Consider the following 17,012-nt stretch of genomic DNA (forward strand, 5'->3'; position numbering starts at 1 on the left):
CATGGCTACACATTTAGTTTGGTTCCGCCATGATTTACGCATCACCGATAATCTGGCCCTGCATGCGGCCTGTCAGGATGAGCAAGCTAAGGTGATGGCGGTGTTTATTGCCACGCCGAAGCAGTGGGCGGCCCATGATATGGCCCCGCGACAGGCGGCATTTTTGCGGCAAAATCTGCACCTTTTACAGGCGGCACTCGCGGATCGCGGGATACCCCTGCACTATCATCAGTGTGCTGATTTTCAGGATTCCATTCTCTGGCTGGCGGATTTTTGCCAACAACAGCAAGTTGATGCGCTGTTTTACAATCAGCAATATGAGCTGAACGAGATGCGACGTGATGAAGCATTCACCGTTCAACTTAATCGCCGATCAATTGCCTGTCATAGCTTCCATGACAGTGTGTTATTGCCGCCGGGGAGTGTCCAGACTGGCAACAATGAGATGTACAAAATATTTACCCCGTTCCGCCGAGCCTTTATTCAGCGCTTGATGATGAGTGATTGCCGCTCTGTACCTGCCCCCAAAGCGCGCCAAAATGCGGGCGCTATCACATTAACACCACTCGAACCTTTTGATTATCCTCAACAATCTGTCGACAGCCAGTTATTTCCGGCAGGTGAAGAGGCGGCATTGCAGCGCCTGCGCAGCTTCTGCCGTGAGCAAGTTCAGGACTACCTGCAACAGCGTGATCTGCCCGCCGTCGCGGGGACCAGTGGCTTATCACCCTATCTGGCGTTGGGAATACTTTCACCCCGTCAATGCTTTAACCGCCTGCGTGCAGAGTGTCCGGATCTGTTGGAGAGCAGTGATTCAGGGGCCTTTACTTGGCTGAATGAGTTGATCTGGCGTGAGTTTTATCGTCACTTATTAGTGGCCTATCCCCGTTTATGCCAGCATCATCCCTTTATGGGCTGGACTGATGCGGTAAGATGGAATCACTCAGAACCGCAATTAATCGCCTGGCAGCAGGGGCTGACGGGGTATCCTATTGTCGATGCTGCGATGCGGCAACTGAATGAAACTGGTTGGATGCATAACCGTCTGCGAATGATTACCGCCAGCTTTTTGGTGAAAGACTTACTGATCGATTGGCGGTTGGGCGAGCGCTATTTTATGTCCCAATTACTGGATGGTGATTTAGCGGCCAATAATGGCGGCTGGCAGTGGGCGGCCTCGACGGGCACGGATGCGGCACCCTATTTTCGTATTTTCAATCCCACTACGCAGGGAGAGCGTTTTGATAAAGAGGGGACTTTTATTCGCCGTTGGCTGCCGGAACTGGCCGCCGTGCCAGACCGTGACATTCATCAGCCCTGGCGTTGGGCGCAGCAGCAACAGCAACATCTGAATTACCCGCCACCCCTGGTGGATCACAAGCTGGCCAGATTGGCGACACTTGCGGCATTTGACGCCGCTAAGCGGGATGGCAGCAAGGACCCCTAATCATAAGGAGCCTTCATGTTTTTGATATACTCTTCGGCTAACCCCGTGTTACGTACTCGTCATTTGGCGAGAAAAACGCTGAACGCGGGGCTGATTTTATCGTTTAGTCTCTACAGCTCACTGGTCGCAGCGGGTTTTGAAGTGGTGGCGCTTGGCGTGGATGGCGGCGTCAGTGATGGCAACCTGACCTCTTATCTGATTCGTGATGATAGCCAGCCGGTCTATTTGGCGCTGGATGCCGGTTCAGTGTTGCCGGGCATTACCAAGGCGCTGGAAAAGGGCAGTTTCCCCGAGATTACCGATGAAATTGCCGCGCCGCTGACTCGGCAGGGTTATATCTTCCGCCAGCGCATTAACAGTTATTTCATCAGCCACGCCCATCTTGACCATGTATCCGGCCTGATTATCGGTTCACCGGAAGACAGCAAAAAAACTATTTATGCGTCGGCTTCGACCATTGATGTGCTGAGAAACTACTATTTTAACTGGCGCGTCTGGCCCAATTTTACCGACAGTGGCAGTGGCACTCGTCTGGGCACTTACCGGATGCAAATGGTGCGGCCAGCCCAGCCGTTGAGCCTCGGGTTAACGCGCCTAACGGGCGAGATGTTCCCACTCAGCCATGATAAATTGCCTTCGTCGATGCTGCTGATCACCAGTAATAATGCTGCTTTTGCTTATTTTGGCGATACCGGCCCGGATGAGATAGAGAAGTCAAAAAATCTCGATACGGTGTGGCGCAAGTTAGCTGAAAAGGTCAAACAGCAGCAGTTAAAGGGGATGATTATTGAAGTCTCCTACCCGAACGCGGTCAGTGACGGTAAGCTGAATGGCCATATGACCCCAAAATGGCTGCTGAAAGAGTTGAAAAATCTGGAAAAACAGAGTGGCGAAGGCCAGCCGTTAAAAGGTCTGCCAGTGGTGATTAGCCATATCAAACCGTCACTCCAGCAGGGGCAGGATGTGCGCAAAACCATTGCGGCTGAGTTACAGCAAGGTAATGACATGGGGGTGAATTTTATCCTGATGGATCAGGGTGATAGCCAGAAATTCTGATGGTATCAGGCTGCGTATTTGATTTTGATAACAACACTGATTGATGGGACAGACACCATGCGTAATACAGAATTAGAAACTTTACTTAATAATCAACTCAATACTGCGGCTTTTCAAGACTATGCGCCCAATGGTTTGCAGGTTGAAGGAAGAGCGGAGGTAAAGCGCATTGTGACTGGCGTCACCGCCAGTCAGGCATTGCTGGATGCGGCGGTAGAGCAACAGGCGGATGCTATTTTGGTGCACCACGGCTACTTCTGGAAGAACGAGCCGGTGGTAGTGCGCGGAATGAAACGTAACCGACTGAAAACATTGCTTACCCACGACATCAATCTGTATGGCTACCATTTGCCGCTGGATGCACACGCTGAATTGGGTAACAACGCCCAACTGGCGAAGTTGTTTGGCATTCGGGTGTTAGGTGAAATTGACTCTCTGTTGCCTTATGGTGAGTTTGATACGCCGCTAAATGCGGTGATTTTACGTGAGCGTCTGGAAAAAGTGCTGGGTCGCGAGGTGCTGCATTGTGGCGATCAGGCTCCGGCAGAGATCCGCCGCATTGCCTGGTGTAGTGGTGGCGGGCAGGGCTATATTCAGCAAGCCGCTGATTTTGGTGTAGATGCCTTTATCACGGGCGAAGTTTCTGAGCAAACCATTCACATTGCCCGTGAGATGGGGGTGAATTTTTATGCGGCAGGACACCACGCCACTGAACGCTATGGCATCAAGGCGCTGGGTGAATGGTTAGCCTCAGAGCATCAGTTTGACGTTATCTTTATTGATATCCCCAACCCCGCTTGATCCCCGTTTTGCACAGTTTATGCAGTAGGCACTGATGGTTTTCATCAGTGCATTGCTGCTATCCAAGCATTTATCCCCATTTTGAGAGTAGTTAACCCTTCATAAATCAAGGTTATATGCTGATTAAGAGTGCCAGAAACAGTCATCTCGTCATGGATGAAGGATAAGCCTACAATTTTTAAGAATATTTCCTTGCTGAACACTGATTATAAATAAGAAAAAAATCGATTGTAGCCGTCTATTCACCTCAAAAAACCGTAAATAATACCGTTTACAGTGATTCATTTTGGTCTTTACGCCGAATTTAGTGATTCTTCTTCCCTATCAGTTAATTCAGTTCTATTGACAGCGGCTAGGTGCTAACGCATAAATATGTCCTTATAACTGTTAGTTATCCAATTAAAACGTAATCAGGGGGACGTGAGTGCAACGAGCTCGATGCTATTTACTGGGAGAGAGTGCAGTGGTTCTGGAGCTGGAGCCGCCAGTCACATTAGCAAGTCAGCAACGTATTTGGGGCTTGGCTGATCGCCTGATCCATCATCCCGACGTCCTTGAGGCGATCCCCGGCATGAATAACCTCACCTTATTGCTAGTCGATCCGCAAAATACCGCGCTGGACGCCATTGAAAAGCTCCAGCGCTGGTGGGAAGAGAGTGAGTCATTAGTCCCTGATTCCCGTGATATCACTATTCCGGTGATTTATGGCGGCGAATCTGGCCCTGATCTGGCTGAAGTGGCGCGTCATACTGGCATGACTGAGCGGCAGGTGGTCGAGTGCCATGCGGGGGCGAGCTATATCGTCTATTTCCTCGGTTTCCAACCGGGCTTCTCCTATCTGGGCGGTATGCCGGAACAGCTTGCCACTCCACGGCGCGCAGAGCCACGTTTGGTGGTCGCCCCCGGCTCGGTTGGGATTGGTGGCAGCCAAACCGGTATCTATCCGCTGGCTACCCCCGGCGGCTGGCAGCTCATTGGCCGCACCTCACTGGCGCTGTTTAACCCGCTGGAGATGCCGCCTACCTTGCTACGGCCTGGTGACAATGTGCGCTTTCTACCTTTAAAGGAGGGCGTATGCTGAAAATTATTCGTTCAGGTATTTACACCACGGTGCAGGACAGCGGCCGTGGCGGTTTCCGCCGTTTAGGCATCAGTCAGGGCGGGGCGCTCGATTTGCCCGCATTAAAAATGGCCAATATGTTGGTGGGTAATGAGGCCGATGCCGCCGGGCTGGAGATCACGCTGGGCCAATTTACCGCTGAATTTACCCAGCCGGGTTGGATCGCGGTGACTGGTGCCGGGTGTGATGCCAAGCTGGATAATCAACTGCTGTGGACCGGCTGGCGCTATCCGGTCAAGCCGGGGCAGCAGCTTAAACTCAGTGTGCCACACCGTGGGATGCGCAGCTATCTGGCGATCTCTGGTGGTATTGATGTGCCAGAGATGTTGGGGTCACGCAGCACTGATCTGAAAGCGGGTTTTGGTGGCTATCAGGGGCGGCTGATCAAAGAGGGCGATGCTCTGCCACTGGGCAGACCCACTCGATTGCCGCGTGAATCGGTGGGCATCAAACAGCTACTGTTCGGTAACCGGGTTCGCGCAGTGCCGGGGCCGGAATATCATGAATTTGACGATATTGCGCAGGGGGCTTTCTGGCGCGAAGCTTGGCAGCTTAGCCCGCAAAGTAATCGGATGGGCTATCGTCTGACGGGGCGTGAGTTAACCCGTACCACCTCGCGCGAAATGTTATCCCACGGCCTATTGCCCGGTGTGGTGCAGGTGCCGCATAACGGCCAGCCGATTGTGCTGATGGCGGATGCGCAGACTACCGGGGGTTACCCGCGTATTGCCTGCGTGATTGAAGCTGATCTCTACCATTTGGCGCAAATTAGACTCGGTGAACCGGTACATTTTGTTCCCTGTACTGTCGAAGAGGCGCTCCGCGCCAAATCAGAACAGCAGCACTTCCTGCAACAGATTGAGTGGGGCTTACAGAAGGGTTTCGTCGCCACGGAGGCCAAATGAAGATTGATTTAAATGCCGATTTAGGTGAAGGCTGCGCCAATGATCAGGCGCTTTTGCAGTTGGTCAGTTCAGCCAATATTGCCTGTGGTTTTCATGCCGGTGACGCGCAGACCATGCGCCAGTCGGTGCGTTGGGCCATTGAGTATGGTGTGGCGATTGGTGCGCACCCGAGCTTCCCTGATCGCGAGAATTTCGGTCGCACCGCGATGCAACTCCCCCCCGAAACCGTCTATGCCCAAGTGATTTATCAGTTGGGGGCGCTGGCGGCTATCGTCAAAGCAGAAGGGGGCGTGATGCAGCATGTGAAACCTCACGGCATGTTGTACAACCAAGCTGCGGTCGATCCGGTGCTGGCGGAGGCCATTGCGCAGGCGGTTAACGCCGTCGATCCGGCTTTGCACCTCGTCGGGCTGGCGGGCAGTGAGTTGATCCGTGCGGGCCAACGGGTCGGTTTAGTGACGCGGCAGGAGGTATTTGCCGATCGCCGCTACCAACCCGATGGCACCTTAGTGCCGCGCAGTCAGCCCGATGCCCTGATTGAAAGTGATGAGCTGGCGCTGTCACAAACCTTAGCCATGGTACAGCGTCATCAGGTTCAGGCCCGTGATGGCAGTTGGGTTGCGGTGCAGGCAGACACGGTTTGTGTACATGGCGATGGTGCCCATGCCTTGGAGTTTGCCCGCCGTTTACGCCATAGCTTTCAGCAGGAAAATATCGTGGTAACAGCGCAATAGTTAGGTCATTAGCGCGTCATCGTTGGGCAGTCACAATCATAACCGTCTGGCCCTGACGGAATCGTTTCACATTAAATTGACTTCAGGACAGGAGAATCACCTTGGAACAAACTGTAAATCTTTGGCCGCTGATAGGTATCGCGGCGATCGTCATCGGCTTTTTACTGCGTATCAACGCAGTGCTCGTGGTGATTACCGCTGGGATCATCACTGGTGTGGCGGCATTGATGCCTATCGCCACCATTTTGGAAAAACTGGGCGAAGGATTTCTCAATACCCGTAACCTGCCGCTGATTTTGCTGTTGCCACTGGCCGTTATCGGCTTGCTTGAGCGTCACGGCTTGAAAGAGCGCGCGCAGGCGTGGATTTCGCAAATTAAAAGTGCCACTTCTGGCCGCCTACTGATTGTCTACCTGTTTGTGCGTGAAGCTACGGCAGCACTGGGTTTAACCAGCCTTGGTGGTCACCCGCAAATGGTGCGGCCATTACTGGCACCGATGGCGGAAGGTGCAGCGGAGACCCGTTACGGCGAGTTGCCAGAGAAAGTGCGTTACCGTCTGCGCGCGATGTCTGCCGCCACAGATAACGTCGGCCTGTTCTTTGGCGAAGATATTTTTGTCGCCTTTGGTGCCATTATCTTTATGCACAACTTTATGTTGGAGTCGGGCGGCATTCAGACCGAGCCGCTACACATCGCGCTGTGGGGGATTCCGACCGCGATTTGTGCTTTCTTGATCCATGCTTACCGCCTGCAACGTCTAGATAAACAACTCGCCGCTGAATTAACCGCACTGAATCAGACTGCGTTGGCCGCCAAGGGAGACGCCAAATGATTTTCCAACAACAATATTTGTACTGGCTGGCTGGTGCCGTTTTACTGATTGTCGCGTTCATGTCATTTCGTGATAAAGCCAACCCGCGCCGCATCACGACCGGCCTGTTCTGGGGGTTGTACGGTCTAATTTTTCTGGTGGGCGATTGGACCTACCGTTTGGCAAGTATGCTGGGAGGCGACGGGCCGGATGAGAAGCGCATCCTGAACATTACGGTCGGTGTGGTGGTGGTCGTGATGGCACTCATTGCGGGTTTTGGTGGCGTAAAGCTGGGCAGTTATCATCAGCGTACACCGCAAGAGCGTGAAGTAAGCGCTAAGCGATTGGGTAACCGACTGTTTATTCCCGCACTGGCGATTCCGGTGGTGACGGTGATTGGCGTGTTACTGTTCAATAATATTCCAGCACTGGATCAATGGCTGTTTGGCACCGGTAATCATGCCACCTTGGTTACTCTGTTCTCGATGACCGTCGGCTGTGTGATCGGCTTGATTATTGCCGTCGTCATGACCCACGAAACAGCAGCACAGCCAGTACAGGAAGCGCGTCGCCTGCTGGACTCCATTGGCTGGGCATTTATCTTGCCGCAAATTTTGGCCACACTGGGCTTGCTGTTTACCACCGCGGGTGTCGGTACCGCTATTGCCCATTTGACTCAAGAGTATCTGGCGGTTGATCATCGCTTTGTTGCTGTGGCGGTCTATGCGATTGGTATGGCAGTATTAACCATGATTATGGGTAATGCTTTTGCTGCCTTCCCCATTGTCACTGCCGGTATCGGTATCCCTATTTTGGTGTTGCAACACGGCGGCAATCCGGCGGTGATGGCGGCGATTGGGATGTTCTCCGGCTATTGCGGTACATTGATGACACCAATGGCAGCCAACTTTAACATTGTTCCCGCAGCCTTATTGGAGCTGCCGGACAAAAATGCGGTGATCAAAGCACAAATTCCAACCGGCGTGACTCTGTTGATAGTTAACGTATTTTTACTCTATTTCCTGATGTTCCTCTAGGAGAGGCAATGAAAAGCGTACTCATTACCGGATTTGAACCCTTTGGCGGGGAGCGAATTAATCCCTCGTGGGAAGTGGTTAAGCAGCTGAATGATCTCATGCTGAGTGGGGTTAGAGTGGTGGCCCGTCAGTTACCTTGTGCCTTTGGTGAAGCACTTACTGCGCTGAATGCCGCAATAGATGATATTCAGCCAGTATTGGTGTTAGCCGTAGGGCAAGCGGGAGGGCGTGCTGATATCTCCCTCGAACGAGTGGCGATTAACGTCGATGATGCGCGAATTCCCGATAATTTGGGCAACCAACCGGTCGATCAACCTATCGTTGAGGGGGGGCCAGCGGCCTATTTTACCCGTTTGCCAATTAAGGCGATGGTACAGGGGATGCGTGAGGCGGGTATTCCGGCTTCGGTTTCCCAAACGGCAGGAACCTATGTCTGCAACCATGTGATGTATGGCTTATTGCATCGGTTAAATCAGTTGAATACTGAGGTAAAAGGGGGATTTATCCATATCCCTTATCTGCCTGAGCAGGCGGTGGCTCACCCCGGAGCGCCGAGTATGTCGACACACTCGGTGTTGATTGCCTTGGAGTTAGCGATTTCGATCGCGTTGCAGATTGAACATGATTTGCATATTGCCGGTGGGGCCATTCACTGATTTTTCTTGTCACATCCGCGAGTTAGGAATAAAAAAAAACGCCACGTTAACCTGTGGCGTTTTTTATTGAGCAGAAATGTGAGTCAGCTTATTTATTCAGCTGGCTTTTAAAATCACGCTCGGCATAACCGGTATAAAGCTGACGCGGACGGGCGATTTTGATGCCGTCATCGTGCATCTCATTCCAGTGAGCAATCCAGCCGATAGTACGAGCGATCGCGAACATCACCGTAAACATGGAAGAGGGAATTCCCATCGCTTTCAGGATGATACCTGAATAGAAGTCCACGTTCGGATAGAGTTTTTTCTCAATGAAGTACGGGTCGTTCAGTGCGATACGTTCCAACTCCATCGCGACTTCCAGCAGGTTGTCGTTCAGATTCAGTTCTTTGAGCACTTCATGACAGGTTTCGCGCATCACGGTAGCGCGCGGGTCGTGGTTTTTATACACACGGTGACCAAAGCCCATCAGGCGGAATGAGTCATTTTTATCTTTCGCACGACGGATAAATTCAGGAATGTGCTCGACGGTTTTGATCTCTTCCAGCATCTTCAGGCAAGCTTCGTTCGCGCCACCGTGAGCAGGCCCCCACAGGGAGGCGATACCTGCGGCGATACAGGCAAACGGGTTAGCGCCAGAAGAGCCAGCGGTACGGACCGTCGAAGTCGAGGCGTTTTGTTCATGGTCGGCGTGCAGGATGAAAATGCGATCCATAGCGCGCTCAAGCACGGGGTTAACTTCATACTTTTCACAAGGCGTGGAGAACATCATGTGCAGGAAGTTACCGGCGTAAGAGAGGTCATTGCGCGGATAAACAAAAGGCTGGCCCAGTGAGTATTTGTAGCACATCGCGGCGACGGTCGGCATTTTGGACAGCAGACGGAAGGCGGTGATTTCACGATGGCGCTCATTATTTACATCCAGCGCATCATGGTAGAAAGCAGCCAGTGCGCCCGTGACCCCACACAATACGGCCATTGGGTGTGAATCGCGGCGGAAACCGTGGAACAGACGGGTGATCTGCTCATGAATCATAGTATGGCGGGTGACCGTGGTTCTGAAGGTTTCATACTCTTCTGCGGTGGGCGTTTCGCCATACAGCAGAATGTAGCAAACTTCCAAATAGGTAGACTCTTTTGCCAGTTGGGCAATCGGGAAGCCACGGTGCAGCAGAATACCTTCATCACCATCAATATAAGTGATTTTTGATTCGCAGGATGCGGTAGAGGTAAAACCGGGGTCAAAGGTAAAATACCCTTTAGAACCTAAGGTACGGACGTCAATAACGTCAGTACCGAGGGTTGGGGATAGCACGCCCAGTTCGATCGCAGCTTCGCCTTCCAGATTCAGCGTCGCCTTTTTGTTAGCCATTTACAGTCTCCTTAGCGCTTATTTTAAAACCTCTAACAACTAAAATAGCTTACATGCCTGTGAGGCAGCACTGCTCTGTTTTATTCATCGTTTATCCTTCTGACTTGATGTTGTTGCGTCGTCAAGTTCTTGGGATATAGAACGCGATTTAGGGTACAGAGTATATTGCCAATGCGGCCCGTGATCCGACTCGCTGGATCAACATGGGTGTTATAAAGTTGTTAACGATTTGTCAGGTTCTTATCTTTTATATTTCATTGCCTACGATTTGTATGGGGATATTCACTCATCACACTGTTACATAACTCGCGCTTATGGGGAAGTGTATACGCAGACATTTGGTGAATGATATGGCTTATTCCTACTTTAGTTGTAATTTAAATGTTTATTCTTTGTCAAATCAGATAATTAATTTTATGTAAATTATGTAAATCGTGATCGTAATCACTGTTCAGGGGAAATGTTCCCAATCAGATTGTGTGGGAATTGTAATAAGAATGTGAACCCCCTATACTGCCGCCAGGTCTCCGGATTACCCTGAAGTAGGAGCACCCAGCGTTATAAAGAGCACACCTTTTAAGCATTCAGGATGTGATGTCTAAATGGGTGATGTGAAGGGTTTAAACCCTTAACGCTGTCTGATTCCCACTAAGGCCCGGAGGATGGAAATTAATAAGAGCTGTGTGGGCAAAAACGTGAAAAAACAAAGACCTGTCAATTTGGATCTGCAAACGATCCGATTTCCTGTTACTGCGATAGCGTCCATTTTACACCGCGTCTCTGGCGTAATGACTTTCGTTGCCGTGGGTATCCTCCTTTGGCTGTTAGGTTTGTCAGTTTCCTCGCAAGATGGATTCATGCAAGCTGCGGCGATCATGAATAGCTTTATTGTTAAATTCATCTTCTGGGGAATACTCACTGCGCTGGCCTATCACGTTTGCGGTGGCATTCGCCACTTGCTGATGGATTTCGGCTATATCGAAGAGAGCTTGGCTGCGGGGACCCGCTCCGCCCAAGTTGCAATGGTGTTAACCTTGGTGCTGTCAGTTTTAGCTGGAGTCCTCGTATGGTAAGCAATGCTTCTGCGTTAGGGCGTAATGGAGTACACGACTGGCTGTTACTGCGTGCTTCTGCAATCGTCATCACTCTATATATTCTTTATATTCTGGGCTTCGTGGTTATCGTCCCAGATATCACCTATGAAATCTGGCGTGGCTTCTTTGCCTCGCACATCACAAAAGTGTTTACCCTGCTGACTCTGCTGTCGATTCTGGTTCACGCCTGGATTGGCCTGTGGCAGGTATTAACGGACTATATTAAGCCGCTAGCGATCCGACTGGTGTTACAGCTTGCCGTCGTGATTACGCTGCTGGTTTATCTCTTATATGGAACTATTGTGGTGTGGGGTGCTTAAATGAAACTGCCGGTCAGAGAGTTTGATGCTGTTGTTGTCGGTGCGGGTGGTGCAGGTATGCGCGCCGCGCTGCAAATTTCACAAATGGGGCTATCTTGCGCCCTGATATCAAAAGTTTTCCCCACTCGTTCCCATACTGTGTCTGCGCAGGGCGGTATTACCGTCGCGCTGGGTAATACCCACGAAGACAACTGGGAATGGCATATGTATGACACGGTAAAAGGCTCCGATTATATCGGTGACCAAGATGCCATCGAATATATGTGCAAAACCGGTCCAGAAGCGGTTCTGGAACTGGAACATATGGGTTTACCGTTCTCCCGTTTAGAAGATGGCAGCATTTATCAGCGGCCATTCGGTGGGCAGTCGCTGAACTTCGGCGGTGGGCAAGCGGCGCGTACAGCGGCGGCGGCTGACCGTACTGGACATGCGCTGTTGCACACCCTTTATCAACAAAACCTGAAAAACCACACCACCATCTTCTCCGAATGGTATGCGTTGGATTTAGTGAAGAATCAGGATGGCGCTTTTGTTGGTTGTACTGCTATCTGCATCGAAACCGGTGAAGTGGTCTATTTCAAAGCACGGGCAACGATATTAGCCACTGGCGGGGCTGGGCGTATTTATCAATCCACCACCAATGCGCACATTAATACCGGTGACGGCGTTGGCATGGCTCTGCGCGCCGGAGTCCCAGTGCAGGACATGGAAATGTGGCAGTTCCACCCGACGGGTATCGCCGGAGCGGGGGTGCTGGTGACAGAAGGTTGCCGTGGTGAAGGCGGCTATCTGCTGAACAAACATGGCGAGCGCTTTATGGAACGTTATGCCCCGAATGCCAAAGATTTGGCGGGTCGTGACGTCGTGGCGCGTTCCATTATGATCGAAATCCGTGAAGGCCGTGGCTGTGAGGGTCCGTGGGGGCCACATGCCAAACTGAAACTGGATCACTTGGGTAAAGATGTATTGGAGTCCCGTCTGCCGGGTATTCTTGAGTTATCACGTACCTTTGCTCACGTCGATCCGATCAAAGAACCTATCCCAGTCATCCCAACTTGCCACTACATGATGGGCGGAATTCCGACCAAAGTGACGGGTCAGGCGATCACAGTCAATGAAAAGGGCGAAGATGTCGTCATCCCAGGCCTGTTTGCTGTCGGTGAAATTGCCTGTGTTTCTGTCCATGGCGCAAACCGTCTGGGCGGTAACTCATTACTGGACTTGGTGGTCTTTGGTCGCGCAGCCGGTATGCATCTGCAAGAGTCATTGATGGAGCAGGGGGCTAGCCGCGATGCCAGCGATTCGGATATTGAAGCCTCACTGGAGCGCATGAATCGTTGGAACAATACCCGTTCAGGTGAAGACCCGGTTGAGATCCGCAAAGCATTACAAGCTTGTATGCAGAATAACTTCTCGGTCTTCCGTGAAGGTGATGCCATGGCAAACGGCTTGGAAGAACTAAAAACTATCCGCGAACGTCTGCAAAATGCCCGTCTGGATGACACTTCTAGCGAGTTCAATACCCAACGTATTGAATGTCTGGAGTTGGATAACTTGATGGAAACTGCGTTTTCCACCGCCGTGTCAGCAAACTTCCGTACTGAAAGTCGTGGTGCACATAGCCGCTTCGACTTCCCAGAACGTGATGATGCGAACTGGCTGTGTCACTCGCTGTATTTGCCAGACACTGAAAGCATGACCCGCCGTGAGGTAAACATGCAACCTAAGTTACGCGCGGCTTTCCCGCCGAAAGTGCGTTCTTATTAATGCATGTGTTGTGTTGATAGGGTTAAACCCTAATCCGTTGCGGAGGAATAGATCATGAAGCTTGAGTTTTCAATTTATCGCTACAACCCGGACGTCGATGACGCGCCGCACATGCAAGAGTATACGCTGGAAGCGGAAGAGGGTCGGGACATGATGTTGCTGGATGCACTTATCCAGTTGAAAGAAAAGGATCCGACACTGTCGTTTCGCCGTTCATGCCGTGAAGGTGTTTGTGGTTCTGATGGCCTGAATATGAATGGCAAAAACGGCTTGGCTTGCATCACGCCGATTTCAGCTTTGCAAAAGGGCAATAAGAAGATTGTGATTCGCCCATTGCCGGGGTTGCCGGTGGTGCGGGATTTAGTCGTCGATATGGGGCAGTTTTATACTCAGTACGAGAAAATTAAACCTTACCTATTAAATGACGGCAAAAATCCACCCGCACGTGAGCATTTGCAGTCGCCAGAACAGCGCGAGAAGCTGGATGGTCTGTACGAGTGCATCATGTGTGCTTGCTGCTCAACCTCTTGCCCGTCATTCTGGTGGAATCCAGATAAGTTTGTCGGTCCAGCAGGGTTACTGGCTGCCTACCGCTTCCTGATAGATAGCCGTGACACTGAAACAACAGCACGTTTGGATGATCTGGACGACGCTTTTAGTGTTTTCCGCTGCCATAGCATCATGAATTGTGTCAGTGTTTGTCCTAAGGGCCTTAACCCGACCCAAGCGATTGGTCACATCAAATCTATGTTATTGCAGCGTAGTGCATGATAGTTGCAGCGTAGTGCATGATAGTCAAAGCGTTGCGAATAGAATGATAGTTGCAACGCAGTGCATGATGTGAGTTTATTAACCTGGGGAATGGTTCCCCAGGTCGCTTTAAGGTAGGGAATCTCTAAAAGCGGGCGCGCTGTCCATTTTTAGAGGTTCCTTGAACGGGACCGTTAAGGTCCATAACAGAACGTGCATTGAGCATGTCGAGTGAACCGTTTTTACGGCAAACCGTTGATATTACGGTGTATATGTTAACCACGGCGAAAACTGAAGCTTCAAAGCTTAAGGGATCATGATGCAGAACGGCGCAATGAAGGCCTGGCTGGATTCCTCCTATCTGGCGGGCGCGAACCAGTCCTACATAGAGCAGCTCTATGAAGACTTTTTAACTGATCCTGGTTCCGTTGATGATAGTTGGCGTTCAATTTTTCAACAACTACCAATGACGGGTGTAAAACCTGATCAGTTCCACTCTCAAACGCGTGAGTATTTCCGTCGCTTGGCGAAGGACCCCTCGCGTTATAACTCATCCATCAGCGATCCTGAAAATGATGCCAAGCAAGTCAAGGTGTTGCAGTTAATCAACGCCTTCCGCTTCCGTGGCCATCAACATGCCAATCTTGACCCACTCGGTTTGTGGAAGCAGGAGTCTGTTCCAGACCTCGAGCCTTCCTACCACAACCTGACTGAGGCCGATTTCCAGAACACCTTCAATGTAGGCTCTTTTGCTATTGGCAAAGAGACCATGAAGCTGTCTGATCTGTATGCAGCCCTGAAGCAGACCTACTGCGGCTCTATTGGCGCTGAATACATGCACATCACTAACACTGAAGAGAAACGCTGGATTCAACAGCGGATTGAGTCGGTGGTTGGGAAACCGACATTCAGCGAAGAAGAGAAGCGCCGCTTCCTGAGCGAACTGACTGCCGCTGAAGGTCTGGAACGTTATCTCGGGGCCAAATTCCCCGGCGCTAAGCGCTTCTCGTTGGAGGGCGGCGATTCGCTGGTCACCATGCTCAAAGAGATGATTCGCCATGCCGGTAAGAATGGCACACGTGAAGTGGTGCTGGGGATGGCTCACCGTGGCCGCCTGAACGTATTGATTAACGTGTTGGGTAAGAAACCGGAAGATCTGTTTGATGAGTTTGCCGGTAAGCATAAAGAGCATCTGGGCACCGGTGACGTTAAATACCATCAGGGCTTCTCATCTGATGTGGAGACCGAAGGCGGCCTAGTTCACTTGGCGCTGGCCTTTAACCCATCCCATCTGGAGATTGTTAGCCCGGTGGTGATCGGATCTGTGCGCGCACGTCGTGACCGTTTGGATGAGGCCCGTAGCAACATGGTCTTGCCAATCACCATTCATGGTGATGCGGCGATTACCGGTCAGGGTGTCGTGCAAGAGACCTTGAACATGTCACAAGCTCGCGGCTATGAAGTCGGCGGAACTGTGCGCATTGTTATCAACAACCAGATTGGGTTTACCACCTCGAATCCGCTGGATGCACGTTCTACTCAGTACTGTACTGATATTGCCAAAATGGTACAGGCACCGATTTTCCACGTGAATGCTGATGATCCTGAAGCTGTGGCGTTTGTGACTCGTCTGGCGTTGGATTTCCGTAACACCTTTAAACGTGACGTGATGATTGATCTGGTGTGTTACCGCCGCCATGGGCATAACGAAGCTGATGAGCCAAGTGCAACACAGCCCGTGATGTATCAGAAGATCAAAAAACACCCGACACCACGCAAAATCTATGCTGACAAGCTGACCGAGCAACAGATCGCGACCTTGGAAGATGCCACGGAGATGGTCAATCTGTACCGTGATGCATTGGATGGCGGCGAATGTGTGGTGGAAGAGTGGCGTCCGATGAATCTGCAATCCTTCACATGGTCGCCGTATCTGAACCATGAATGGGATGAAGAATATCCAAGCAAAGTTGAAATGAAACGCCTGCAAGATTTGGCGCGTCGAATCAGCCATGCGCCAGACGCCATTGAAATGCAATCCCGTGTCGCTAAGATTTATAGCGATCGCGCCTTGATGGCAAGCGGCGAGAAGCCATTCGACTGGGGTGGGGCTGAAACACTGGCCTACGCCACACTGGTCGATGAAGGTATTCCGATTCGCCTGTCGGGCGAAGATGCGGGGCGCGGAACCTTCTTCCATCGTCATGCGGTGATCCATAATCAGAAAAATGGTTCTGTTTATGTGCCACTGTCGAATGTGCACAGCGGGCAGGGCGATTTCCAAGTTTGGGACTCCGTGCTGTCGGAAGAGGCGGTCTTGGCATTCGAATATGGCTACGCCACCGCAGAACCCCGCACCCTGACTATCTGGGAAGCTCAGTTTGGTGACTTTGCCAACGGGGCTCAGGTGGTTATCGATCAGTTCATCAGCTCCGGTGAGCAGAAATGGGGTCGGATGTGTGGTCTGGTGATGCTGCTGCCACATGGCTACGAAGGCCAAGGGCCAGAGCACTCCTCTGCGCGGTTGGAACGCTACTTGCAACTTTGTGCTGAGCAAAATATGCAAGTGTGTATTCCATCAACGCCAGCACAGGTTTACCACATGATTCGCCGTCAGGCGCTACGTGGTATGCGCCGTCCGCTGGTAGTGATGTCACCGAAGTCATTATTGCGCCATCCGTTAGCCATATCCTCTCTGGACGAATTGGCGAATGGCAGCTTCTTGCCTGCTATCGGTGAAGTTGACGAAATGGACCCGAAAGGCGTTAAGCGTGTCGTGATGTGTTCTGGCAAGGTCTATTATGATCTGTTGGAACAGCGCCGCAAGAATGGGCAAACCGATGTCGCTATCGTGCGTATCGAGCAGCTTTATCCGTTCCCGCACCACGCCGTTCAAGCTGTATTGGAGCAATTTGCTCACGTGCATGATTTCGTCTGGTGTCAGGAAGAGCCACTTAATCAGGGTGCATGGTATTGCAGCCAACACAACTTCCGCGAAGTGATTCCATTTGGTGCTTCCTTGCGTTATGCAGGCCGCCCGGCATCCGCTTCACCGGCAGTTGGATACATTTCCGTACACCAGAAACAACAACAAGCTCTGGTTAATGACGCGCTGACCGTTGAATAGCGAATCGGTTAACA

General features: G+C 51.5%; 15 protein-coding genes. 14 read left to right on the plus strand and 1 reads right to left on the minus strand.

The genetic code is table 11. From position 1 onward, the window contains the following. Position 1 precedes the first annotated feature (1 nt). From phrB to pcp, 9 genes are all read left to right on the plus strand, one after another. Positions 2 to 1,447 (plus strand): deoxyribodipyrimidine photo-lyase, encoded by a 1,446-nt coding sequence (phrB, locus tag HRD69_RS11520; protein WP_004875603.1) that lies wholly within the window; start codon positions 2 to 4, stop codon positions 1,445 to 1,447. A 15-nt stretch (positions 1,448 to 1,462) separates the two neighbouring features. Then, positions 1,463 to 2,503, plus strand: a complete 1,041-nt coding sequence (locus tag HRD69_RS11525) for an MBL fold metallo-hydrolase (RefSeq protein ID WP_032814741.1) — start codon at positions 1,463 to 1,465, stop codon at positions 2,501 to 2,503. Between the two features lie 57 nt (positions 2,504 to 2,560). Then, positions 2,561 to 3,304, plus strand: a complete 744-nt coding sequence (locus tag HRD69_RS11530; RefSeq protein ID WP_032814739.1) for a type 2 GTP cyclohydrolase I — start codon at positions 2,561 to 2,563, stop codon at positions 3,302 to 3,304. A 424-nt stretch (positions 3,305 to 3,728) separates the two neighbouring features. Next, the gene (gene pxpB / locus HRD69_RS11535) at positions 3,729 to 4,385 is read left to right on the plus strand and encodes a 5-oxoprolinase subunit PxpB (RefSeq protein ID WP_050413206.1); all 657 of its coding nucleotides are present in this window, start codon (positions 3,729 to 3,731) and stop codon (positions 4,383 to 4,385) included. Continuing rightward, the gene (gene pxpC, locus HRD69_RS11540; RefSeq protein ID WP_032814737.1) at positions 4,379 to 5,329 is read left to right on the plus strand and encodes a 5-oxoprolinase subunit PxpC; all 951 of its coding nucleotides are present in this window, start codon (positions 4,379 to 4,381) and stop codon (positions 5,327 to 5,329) included. Before pxpB ends, pxpC begins: the two co-directional genes overlap by 7 nt. Next, positions 5,326 to 6,063, plus strand: a complete 738-nt coding sequence (gene pxpA, locus HRD69_RS11545; RefSeq protein ID WP_032814735.1) for a 5-oxoprolinase subunit PxpA — start codon at positions 5,326 to 5,328, stop codon at positions 6,061 to 6,063. Before pxpC ends, pxpA begins: the two co-directional genes overlap by 4 nt. 101 nt (positions 6,064 to 6,164) lie before the next feature. Then, a complete protein-coding gene (locus HRD69_RS11550; protein WP_004875597.1) occupies positions 6,165 to 6,896 on the plus strand; it encodes a DUF969 domain-containing protein in 732 nt (243 codons plus the stop codon). Next, positions 6,893 to 7,912, plus strand: coding sequence for a DUF979 domain-containing protein (locus HRD69_RS11555; RefSeq protein WP_032814734.1), 1,020 nt, complete (start codon positions 6,893 to 6,895; stop codon positions 7,910 to 7,912). Before HRD69_RS11550 ends, HRD69_RS11555 begins: the two co-directional genes overlap by 4 nt. Before the next feature lie 8 nt (positions 7,913 to 7,920). After that, complete coding sequence (gene pcp, locus HRD69_RS11560) at positions 7,921 to 8,568, plus strand: pyroglutamyl-peptidase I (protein ID WP_004875595.1); 648 nt, start codon at positions 7,921 to 7,923, stop codon at positions 8,566 to 8,568. A gap of 88 nt (positions 8,569 to 8,656) precedes the next feature. On the opposite strand, the gene HRD69_RS11565 is transcribed toward pcp, so the two are convergent. Next, positions 8,657 to 9,940 (minus strand): citrate synthase, encoded by a 1,284-nt coding sequence (locus HRD69_RS11565; RefSeq protein ID WP_004875594.1) that lies wholly within the window; start codon positions 9,938 to 9,940, stop codon positions 8,657 to 8,659. Between the two features lie 662 nt (positions 9,941 to 10,602). Here HRD69_RS11565 and sdhC point away from each other — a divergent pair. The 5 genes from sdhC (at position 10,603) to sucA (ending at position 16,998) form a co-directional block, all read left to right on the plus strand. Next, positions 10,603 to 11,013: a succinate dehydrogenase cytochrome b556 subunit gene (sdhC, locus tag HRD69_RS11570; protein ID WP_172666803.1), complete on the plus strand. Its 411-nt coding sequence runs from the start codon at positions 10,603 to 10,605 to the stop codon at positions 11,011 to 11,013. Beyond that, positions 11,007 to 11,354 (plus strand): succinate dehydrogenase membrane anchor subunit, encoded by a 348-nt coding sequence (gene sdhD / locus HRD69_RS11575; RefSeq protein WP_032814733.1) that lies wholly within the window; start codon positions 11,007 to 11,009, stop codon positions 11,352 to 11,354. Before sdhC ends, sdhD begins: the two co-directional genes overlap by 7 nt. Beyond that, a complete protein-coding gene (sdhA, locus tag HRD69_RS11580) occupies positions 11,355 to 13,121 on the plus strand; it encodes a succinate dehydrogenase flavoprotein subunit (RefSeq protein WP_004875591.1) in 1,767 nt (588 codons plus the stop codon). Positions 13,122 to 13,175: 54 nt separating this feature from the next. After that, positions 13,176 to 13,892: a succinate dehydrogenase iron-sulfur subunit gene (locus HRD69_RS11585; protein WP_004875590.1), complete on the plus strand. Its 717-nt coding sequence runs from the start codon at positions 13,176 to 13,178 to the stop codon at positions 13,890 to 13,892. Positions 13,893 to 14,190: 298 nt separating this feature from the next. Beyond that, on the plus strand, positions 14,191 to 16,998 hold the full coding sequence (gene sucA, locus HRD69_RS11590; RefSeq protein ID WP_032814731.1) for a 2-oxoglutarate dehydrogenase E1 component: 2,808 nt from the start codon (positions 14,191 to 14,193) through the stop codon (positions 16,996 to 16,998). Positions 16,999 to 17,012 lie beyond the last annotated feature (14 nt).

The sequence above is a fragment of the Yersinia mollaretii ATCC 43969 genome (genome assembly GCF_013282725.1).
Lineage (GTDB): Bacteria > Pseudomonadota > Gammaproteobacteria > Enterobacterales > Enterobacteriaceae > Yersinia > Yersinia mollaretii.